Raw genomic sequence first — 9,073 nt, 5'->3', positions numbered from 1 at the left:
TGAAACGCGCCCCTCGCAGCCTTCAACACCATGTTTTATATAGGAAATATAATGGTCAGGACAGCGAAATCAGCGCCTTACTTGGGAAATGTGGGAGCAAAGGTTTACAGCAGACGGGCGACAATAGACGGACAGGTGCCGCAAAGGCGGCATCATCGAAGACATGCAAGGTGCTTGCGCCTTTCAAGATTTCAGAAAGTCCGCAGGCTTGAATGGTTCCAGTGTCGGTTGCGTGGGAGAGGACAACTGTGGCGATGGACGCAGCAACAAGCATGACGGCGAGGGTTGTCGCGAGGGTTGTCGTATGACGGCCACGGTTCCTGCACCGCAATCCACCTTGTCCGGTCCGGTGCGTGAGCGCTACGAAGCGCTGGTTGCATCAGGCGCAATCGAACGTGATCCAGCCCAGGAAATACTGGTGGGGCGGCTCGACGGCGTGGTCGCTGCGCTTGCCGCATCTCCCCGTCCAGCGAAGACAGGGCGTCTGGCCCGGTTTCTCGGCGGCGGTCGCGAGGCGAAAGCGGAGCCTGTTCGGGGGCTTTACGTCTGGGGATCGGTCGGGCGCGGCAAGACCATGCTCATGGACCTGTTCATCGAGGCTGCTCCGGTGGAGCGCAAAAGGCGCGCGCATTTCCACGATTTCATGGCTGATGTGCACGAGCGCATTTTCCGTTTCCGCCAGCGGGTGAAGGACGGTAGCGAAAAGGATACGGACCCCATTCCCCGCGTCGCGGCGGAACTGGCGGCGGAAGCCACGCTGCTGTGCTTCGACGAGTTTACCGTCACCGATATCGCCGATGCCATGATTCTCGGGCGGCTCTTTTCGGCGCTCTTTGGCCTTGGTGTTACCATCGTTGCGACATCCAACGTGGTGCCGGACCGGCTTTATGAAGGCGGCCTCAACCGGGCGCTTTTCGTGCCGTTCATCGCGCTGCTGCTGGAGCGGATGGACGTCGTGGAGCTGTCCTCACGCACGGATTACAGACTCGAGAAATTGAACGGTGCCGACGTCTATCACACGCCAAACGATGCGAAAGCACGAGTGGCGCTTGATGAAGCGTTCCGGCGTCTGGCGGGCGGGGCTCCCGCTGCCCCGATCGATCTGGACGTGAAGGGCCATCGTCTGCACGTGCCGCTGGCGGCCGGAGGGGTCGCGCGGTTTTCGTTTGCCGACTTGTGCTCACAGGCGCTGGGCGCCTCCGATTATCTTTATCTGGCGAAGCATTACCATTCCATCGTGCTCGACGATATCCCGGTGCTGAATCCGGACAGGCGCAATGAGGCCAAGCGCTTCATCACCCTGATCGATGCGCTGTATGATCGCCATGTCAAGCTCGTCGCCTCTGCGGAGGCGGATGCGACGGGGCTTTATCTGGCTGAAGAAGGCCGCGAGGCGTTCGAGTTCGACCGCACGGTGTCGCGGCTTATCGAGATGCGGTCGGAGGATTATCTTGCGCTGCCGCACGGGCGGGGCGACTCGCTGGCATCCGGCGACAGTTCCGGGCTGGTCGAGACATGAACCAGCTGCGCAGGACACAGGAGCCGGTGCCCGAGCGGGTGGACGTGCGCCTCGTGACCATCGCCGCCGAGCATATCAGGCGGTCTGGCGTGCGCAGGGTGACGGTGGTCGGCATCGCCGAGGAAGCCGGCATGACGCACGCCAACGTCTACCGCTATTTCCCCTCCAAGGAAGCGCTCATCGATGCCGTTGTGGCGGATGCGCTGAAGCCGGTCGAGCTGATGATGGCGGATATCGCCGGCGCGCCGGACCCGGCCGACGACAAGCTCGAACGCCTGACCCTGGCGCTGGCGCACGCCTATCGCGACCTGGCGGACAGGGACCGTGCGATCTTCGCGCTTTATGCCGATATCGCCGCGCAGAATCGTTCCGTCGCCCGCAGGCACCGGGGGCGCGTCTTCATGTTCGTGGAGCGGGTCGTGGACGAGGGGGCTGCCATCGGCATCTTCCGCCTGCGGGACCGGGAAGTGGCCATGTCCTTCCTCGCGGATATCTTTTTTCGCTTTTCCCATCCCTCGGCCATCCTGCTCGATCTCGCGCGGCCGCGGGAGGTGATGGAACAGCGGTTTTCGATGTTGATCAGCGTTGCGTTGCGCACGCTCATCAACGGTTTTGTCTAGGGAGACTGATTTGTCGCGAAGGGGCTTTCGCGGCAAAGTTACAAAAAACTAAAACTGAAACACACCAGGCCGAGGCTCAAAAATGCCCGGCCGGTTGCCCATGATCTCGCTCAACCTGTTGATGGTGAAGGGAGATTACAAACGGTTTCACGACGGGCACGCCATTGTGGCCCTGTCTGCGTCGTGTTCACCCCCCGGAGGCCCGCTTGAAGGCTGCGACACTTTGAGTCAAGTAGTCGGCGCTAACGGGGTTTTTCGTCCCTCCAGTTCAAGGATTGGTTTCAATGGCCCGCAAGAAGATCGCTTTGATCGGCTCCGGACAGATCGGCGGCACGCTCGCCCATCTCGCTGGTTTGAAGGAACTCGGAGATGTCGTTCTGTTCGACATCGCTGAAGGCACCCCCCAGGGCAAAGCCCTCGACATCGCCGAGTCGGCTCCGGTCGACGGGTTCGATGCAGCTTTCAAGGGCGCCAACTCCTATGCCGACATCAAGGGCGCTGACGTGATCATCGTCACCGCCGGCGTGCCGCGCAAGCCGGGAATGAGCCGCGACGATCTGCTCGGCATCAACCTCAAGGTGATGGAGTCCGTTGGCCAGGGCATCCGCGAGAACGCACCCGACGCCTTCGTCATCTGCATCACCAACCCGCTCGACGCCGCCGTCTGGGCGCTGCAGAAGGCTTCCGGCCTGCCGAAGAACAAGATCGTCGGCATGGCCGGCGTGCTGGACTCCGCGCGCTTCCGCCACTTCCTCGCTGACGAGTTCAAGGTGTCGGTGAAGGACGTGACCGCATTCGTGCTCGGCGGCCACGGCGACGACATGGTGCCGCTGACGCGCTATTCGACGGTTGCAGGCATTCCGCTGCCCGACCTCGTCGAGCTGGGCTGGACCACGCAGGAGAAGCTGGACGCCATCGTCGAGCGCACCCGCAAGGGCGGCGGCGAGATCGTCAACCTGCTCAAGACGGGTTCGGCTTTCTATGCACCGGCTGCGTCCGCCATCGCCATGGCCGAGAGCTACCTCAAGGACCAGAAGCGTGTTCTGCCGGCTGCCGCATCGCTGTCGGGAGAATACGGCCAGCAGGATCTGTTCGTCGGCGTGCCGGTTGTGATCGGTGAGAACGGCGTCGAGCGCATCATCGAGATCAAGCTCTCGGACAGCGAGAAGGCTGAGTTCGACAAGTCGGTCGAGTCCGTCAAGACGCTGATCGAAGCTTCCAGGAAGATCAACCCGTCGCTCGCCGACTGATCTTTCAGAACGGCGGCTCGCCGAGAGCCGCCGTTTCGCCATCCCGGACTTGACGACAATCGACGGCATTTCATGCTGTACTTGCCGAAAAGTCATTTGCTGAAAAGCTACTTGCAAGCAACTTGCTGACCTACTTGCCAATTAAGCGACTTGCCAAGCCATTTGGGGCGACGAAATGAACATTCATGAATATCAGGCCAAGGCCTTGCTAAAGGAATTCGGGGTTCCGGTATCGCGCGGCGTCGCGATCTTCTCCGCCGATGAGGCCGCTGCCGCAGCGCAGGAGCTGGGCGGCCCCCTGTGGGTCGTCAAGTCGCAGATCCATGCCGGTGGCCGTGGCAAGGGCAAGTTCAAGGAGCCCGAGGCCGGTGACAAGGGCGGCGTCCGCCTTGCCCGCTCGGCTGAGGAAGTGCACGAGTTCAGCAACCAGATCCTCGGCCGCACGCTGGTCACGGAGCAGACGGGTCCGGCCGGCAAGCAGGTGAACCGCATTTACGTCGAGGACGGCTCCGACATCGCCAAGGAGTTCTATCTCTCGGCGCTCGTCGACCGCGTCACCAGCCGCGTGGCTTTCGTCGTATCGACGGAAGGCGGCATGAACATCGAGGAAGTGGCGCACAACACCCCGGAGAAGATCGAGACCTTCTCGATCGATCCCGCGACGGGCGTGCAGCCTTTCCATGGCCGTAAGGTCGCCAAGGCGCTGGGTCTTTCCGGCGATCTGGCGAAGCAGGCCGGCAAGCTGGTCGATAATCTGTATGCTGCCTTCATCGGCAAGGACATCAGCATGCTGGAGATCAACCCGCTGATCGTCACCACTGACGAGCGGCTCGTGGCGCTCGACGCCAAGGTGTCGTTCGACTCCAACGCTCTCTATCGTCATCCGGACGTGGTCGCCCTGCGCGACGAGACGGAAGAGGACGCAAAGGAAATCGAGGCATCGAAGTATGACCTCGCCTACATCGCGCTCGATGGTAACATCGGCTGCATGGTGAACGGCGCAGGCCTTGCCATGGCAACGCTCGACATCATCAAGCTCTACGGCGAAGAGCCGGCGAACTTCCTCGATGTCGGTGGCGGCGCCTCGAAGGAAAAGGTGACGGCGGCGTTCAAGATCATCACGTCCGATCCGAACGTGAAGGGCATCCTCGTCAACATCTTCGGCGGCATCATGAAGTGCGACGTCATCGCGGAAGGCGTCATCGCTGCCGTGAAGGAAGTCGGCCTCACCGTTCCGCTCGTCGTGCGCCTCGAAGGCACGAACGTCGAGCTTGGCAAGAAAATCATCAGCGAATCCGGCCTCAATGTCGTCCCCGCCGACGACCTTGATGACGCTGCGCAGAAAATCGTCAACGCTGTCAAGGGAGCAGCCTGATGTCCATCCTGATCGACAAGTCGACGAAGATCATCACCCAGGGTTTCACCGGCAAGAACGGCACGTTCCATTCCGAACAGGCGCTCGCCTATGGCGCGCAGGTTGTCGGCGGCACGTCGCCGGGCAAGGGTGGCTCCAAGCACCTCGGCCTTCCGGTGTTCGACACCGTGATCGAGGCTCGTGAGGCCACCGGCGCGGATGCATCCGTGGTGTACGTGCCCCCGGCAGGTGCAGCCGATGCCATCCTGGAAGCCATCGATGCGGAGATCCCCCTGATCGTCGCCATCACCGAAGGCGTTCCGGTTCTCGACATGGTTCGCGTCAAGCGCGCGCTCGAAGGCTCGAAGTCGCGCCTGATCGGCCCCAACTGCCCCGGCGTCGTCACGGCCGGCGAGTCGAAGATCGGTATCATGCCGGCTAACATCTTCCGTCCGGGTTCGGTTGGCATCGTGTCCCGTTCCGGTACGCTGACCTACGAGGCAGTGTTCCAGACGACGCAGGAAGGTCTTGGTCAGACGACGGCTGTCGGCATCGGCGGCGATCCGGTCAAGGGCACCGAGTTCATCGACATACTGGAGCTGTTCCTTGCCGACGACAAAACCGAGTCGATCATTCTGATCGGCGAGATCGGTGGCTCGGCTGAGGAAGAAGCTGCACAGTTCCTCAAGGACGAAGCCAAGCGCGGCCGCAAGAAGCCCACGGTTGGCTTCATCGCCGGCCGCACGGCCCCTCCCGGCCGCCGCATGGGCCATGCAGGTGCGATCATCTCCGGCGGCAAGGGCGGCGCGGAAGACAAGATCGCCGCGCTTGAGGAAGCAGGCATCCGCGTGTCTCCCTCGCCGGCACGCTTGGGCAAGACGCTGGTCGACGTTCTTAAGGGTTAATTGACGTTTCTGCGGCGGAATCCAACCGGGCTTCCGCCGCAGTGACACTGTTGCCAAGTTGTCCCATGGCTCTGCTATGGTGTTGTTGAAAAAGCTTTTGCCACTTTCAGGACGCAATCGGGCGGCATGGATTATGGCGGAAGATGATTGTCATCCGGTGAAGACTGGCGCTCTCCGGCTGACGGCCTCCGGTCCGGCTAAAAACATTTATCCGGATTTGTAATTCTGAGTCTGCATGTCGCCAGATCATGCGGCTCATCCGGTCCGTCGCCATTTCCCGGGGGCGATGGGTCGGGGCCGGCAGGCCGCCTCGCCCGGGCGTATTTCCGGGTTCCGGCAGGATACAGGGTGCAGGATACAGGGTCATGGCACGTCAGGACTTGAACGACGCATTTGCTCAAACATCCTTTCTCTACGGCGGCAACGGCGCTTACCTCGATGAGCTCTACGCGCGTTACGAGCAGGATCCTCAGTCGGTCGATGCCCAGTGGCGTGACTTCTTCGCCGATCTGAGCGAAGACAAGGCTGTTGTCGAGAAGAACGCGAAGGGGGCCTCCTGGGAGCGTTCCAACTGGCCGGTTCATGCCAACGGCGAACTGGTGTCCGTGCTGGACAGCGACTGGTCGGCGGTTGAAAAGGGCGTCGGCGACAAGATCAAGCAAAAGGCCCAGAAGGGCGGCGTCGAGCTGTCGCCTGAAATGCTTCAGCAGGCTGCGCGTGACAGCGTGCGCGCCATCATGATGATTCGCGCCTACCGCATGCGGGGCCACCTTTATGCGGATCTCGACCCGCTGCGGCTTGGTCAGCCGCTTGATCACGAGGAGTTGCAGCCGTCGAGCTACGGTTTCGGCCCCGGCGATCTCGACCGCAAAATTTTCATCGACAAGGTTCTTGGCCTTGAGTTCGCCACCGTCAACGAGATGCTGGCGATCCTGAAGCGCACCTACTGCCAGACGCTCGGCGTCGAGTTCATGCACATCTCGGATGCTGCCGAGAAGGCCTGGATTCAGGAGCGCATCGAAGGTCCGCACAAGGAAATCACCTTCACCCCCGAGGGCAAGCGGGCGATCTTCAACAAGCTGATCGAAGCGGAAGGCTTCGAGAAGTTTCTCGACATCAAGTACACCGGCACGAAGCGTTTTGGTCTTGATGGCGGCGAGTCGCTCATTCCGGCGCTTGAGCAGATCATCAAGCGCGGCGGCAACCTGGGCGTGAAGGAAATCGTTTTCGGCATGGCCCACCGTGGCCGCCTCAACGTGCTGACGCAGGTGCTGGCCAAGCCGCACCGTGCCCTGTTCCACGAGTTCAAGGGCGGCTCGTTCACCCCTGATGACGTCGAGGGTTCGGGCGACGTGAAGTACCATCTCGGTGCATCGAGCGATCGTGAGTTCGACGGCAACAAGGTTCACCTGTCGCTGACGGCAAACCCGTCGCACCTTGAGATTGTCAACCCGGTGGTTCTGGGCAAGGCGCGTGCCAAGCAAGACCAGCTCGGCGATCGCGAAGCACGCTCGTCCGTGATGCCGCTGCTGTTGCACGGTGACGCCGCTTTTGCGGGTCAGGGCGTGGTGGCGGAATGCTTCGGCCTCTCCGGCCTGAAGGGGCATCGCACCGGCGGTTCGCTCCATTTCATCATCAACAACCAGATCGGCTTCACGACGAACCCGCGCAACTCGCGCTCGTCGCCCTATCCGTCCGACGTGGCGAAGATGGTGGAAGCGCCTGTGTTCCATGTCAACGGTGACGATCCGGAGGCCGTCGTGTTCGCGGCCAAGATCGCGACGGAGTTCCGGCAACAGTTCAACAAGCCGGTTGTCATCGACATGTTCTGCTACCGCAGGTTCGGCCACAACGAAGGCGATGAACCGGCGTTCACCCAGCCGCTGATGTATCAGGCAATCCGCAACCATCCGACGGTTCTGGAGCTGTATTCAAAGAAGCTCATCGCCGAGGGTGTGATCACCGAGGCTGAGATCGAGGAACGCCGCGCGGCATGGCGCACGCATCTGGAAGGAGAGCTTGAGGCGGGTCAGGCCTACAAGCCCAACAAGGCCGATTGGCTGGACGGGCGCTGGGCCGGGCTGAAAGCCGTGCGCGAGGACGCAGACGATCCGCGCCGCGGCGCGACGGGCCTGTCTGACGACGATCTGCATTTGCTCGGCGAGCGTCTGACCACGGTGCCGGAGGATTTCAACGTCCATCGCACCATTCAGCGCTTCCTCGACAACCGCCGCAAGGCGATCGAGACGGGTGAAGGTATCGACTGGGCAACAGGCGAGGCGCTGGCATTTGCCTCGCTGCTGAAGGAAGGCAAGCCGGTGCGCCTTTCGGGGCAGGATGTCGAGCGCGGCACCTTCTCGCAGCGGCATTCGGTAATCGTCGACCAGAAGGATGAGCGTCAGTACATTCCGCTCAACAATATTTCTGAAGGTCAGGCGCATTACGAAGTCATCAACTCGATGCTTTCGGAAGAAGCTGTGCTCGGTTTTGAGTACGGTTACTCGCTGACCGAACCCAACACGCTCACGCTGTGGGAAGCCCAGTTCGGCGACTTCGCCAACGGTGCGCAGGTGGTGTTCGACCAGTTCATTTCCTCTGCCGAGCGCAAGTGGCTGCGTATGTCGGGCCTCGTGGTGCTGCTGCCGCATGGTTATGAGGGGCAGGGTCCGGAGCACTCCTCCGCACGTCTGGAGCGTTTTCTGCAGATGTGCGCCGAGGACAACCAGCAGGTGGCAAATGTCACAACGCCGGCTAACTACTTCCACATTCTGCGCCGTCAGCTCAAGCGCGACTTCCGCAAGCCGCTGATCCTGATGACGCCCAAGTCGCTGCTGCGCCACAAGCGCGCCGTATCGCGGCTGGAGGAATTCGCGGAAGGCAGTTCGTTCCACCGCATCCTGCGGGACGACGCCGAGCGTCTGAACAAAGAAAAGGTCAAGCTCGTCAAGGACGACAAGATCCGTCGCGTCGTTCTCTGCTCGGGCAAGGTCTATTACGACCTCTACGAGGAACGCGAAAAGCGCGGCATTGATAATGTCTATATCCTGCGTGTCGAACAGCTTTACCCGTTCCCGGTGAAGTCGCTCATCAATGAGCTGTCGCGCTTCCGCAACGCCGATGTCGTATGGTGCCAGGAAGAGCCCAAGAACATGGGATCGTGGGGCTTCGTCGAATCCTACATCGAATGGGCGCTGGGTCATTCCAGCATCAAGGCGAGCCGCCCGCGCTACGTTGGACGCGCCGCTTCCGCCGCTACGGCGACGGGCCTGATGTCCAAGCATCTGGCGCAATTGCAGGCGTTCCTCGACGAGGCATTTGCCGTCTAATCTTTCGAGGTTCGGCCGTCAGGCCGAGCCTCTCGACAACAAATCAGCCGGTCCCTCGCACGAGCGGGACTGTAACAGGTAACAGGCCGCTGGCCTCAA

General features: G+C 61.5%; 7 protein-coding genes. All 7 read left to right on the top strand.

What is annotated here, in order from left to right; genetic code table 11:
• A partial coding sequence (locus tag FHS81_RS18685; RefSeq protein WP_210281566.1) for a hypothetical protein occupies nucleotides 1-212 on the top strand: 212 nt, incomplete at its 5' end.
• 92 nt (nucleotides 213-304) lie between these two features.
• Nucleotides 305-1,519, top strand: coding sequence for a cell division protein ZapE (gene zapE / locus FHS81_RS06590; protein ID WP_183751236.1), 1,215 nt, complete (start codon nucleotides 305-307; stop codon nucleotides 1,517-1,519).
• Nucleotides 1,516-2,139 carry a TetR/AcrR family transcriptional regulator gene (locus tag FHS81_RS06585; protein ID WP_183751235.1) on the top strand — a complete coding sequence of 208 codons (624 nt, stop codon included), beginning with the start codon at nucleotides 1,516-1,518 and terminating at the stop codon, nucleotides 2,137-2,139. Before zapE ends, FHS81_RS06585 begins: the two co-directional genes overlap by 4 nt.
• Before the next feature lie 284 nt (nucleotides 2,140-2,423).
• On the top strand, nucleotides 2,424-3,389 hold the full coding sequence (mdh, locus tag FHS81_RS06580) for a malate dehydrogenase (RefSeq protein WP_183751234.1): 966 nt from the start codon (nucleotides 2,424-2,426) through the stop codon (nucleotides 3,387-3,389).
• 175 nt (nucleotides 3,390-3,564) lie between these two features.
• Nucleotides 3,565-4,764: an ADP-forming succinate--CoA ligase subunit beta gene (sucC, locus tag FHS81_RS06575; protein WP_183751233.1), complete on the top strand. Its 1,200-nt coding sequence runs from the start codon at nucleotides 3,565-3,567 to the stop codon at nucleotides 4,762-4,764.
• Nucleotides 4,764-5,648, top strand: a complete 885-nt coding sequence (gene sucD / locus FHS81_RS06570; protein WP_183751232.1) for a succinate--CoA ligase subunit alpha — start codon at nucleotides 4,764-4,766, stop codon at nucleotides 5,646-5,648. Before sucC ends, sucD begins: the two co-directional genes overlap by 1 nt.
• A gap of 365 nt (nucleotides 5,649-6,013) precedes the next feature.
• The gene (locus FHS81_RS06565) at nucleotides 6,014-8,974 is read left to right on the top strand and encodes a 2-oxoglutarate dehydrogenase E1 component (RefSeq protein ID WP_183751231.1); all 2,961 of its coding nucleotides are present in this window, start codon (nucleotides 6,014-6,016) and stop codon (nucleotides 8,972-8,974) included.
• The last annotated feature ends 99 nt before the right edge of the window (nucleotides 8,975-9,073 follow it).

Source organism: Pseudochelatococcus contaminans (assembly GCF_014195635.1).
GTDB lineage: Bacteria > Pseudomonadota > Alphaproteobacteria > Rhizobiales > Beijerinckiaceae > Pseudochelatococcus > Pseudochelatococcus contaminans.
The sequence above is the reverse complement of the archived record's forward strand: the minus strand, read 5'-3'. Positions and strand labels throughout refer to the sequence as shown.

What these genes read in the sequence shown, in the direction of transcription:
- zapE (WP_183751236.1), top strand. Translation starts at nt 305, where the DNA reads ATGACGGCCACGGTTCCTGCACCGCAATCCACCTTGTCCGGTCCGGTG.
- FHS81_RS06585 (WP_183751235.1), top strand. Translation starts at nt 1,516, where the DNA reads ATGAACCAGCTGCGCAGGACACAGGAGCCGGTGCCCGAGCGGGTGGAC.
- mdh (WP_183751234.1), top strand. Translation starts at nt 2,424, where the DNA reads ATGGCCCGCAAGAAGATCGCTTTGATCGGCTCCGGACAGATCGGCGGC.
- sucC (WP_183751233.1), top strand. Translation starts at nt 3,565, where the DNA reads ATGAACATTCATGAATATCAGGCCAAGGCCTTGCTAAAGGAATTCGGG.
- sucD (WP_183751232.1), top strand. Translation starts at nt 4,764, where the DNA reads ATGTCCATCCTGATCGACAAGTCGACGAAGATCATCACCCAGGGTTTC.
- FHS81_RS06565 (WP_183751231.1), top strand. Translation starts at nt 6,014, where the DNA reads ATGGCACGTCAGGACTTGAACGACGCATTTGCTCAAACATCCTTTCTC.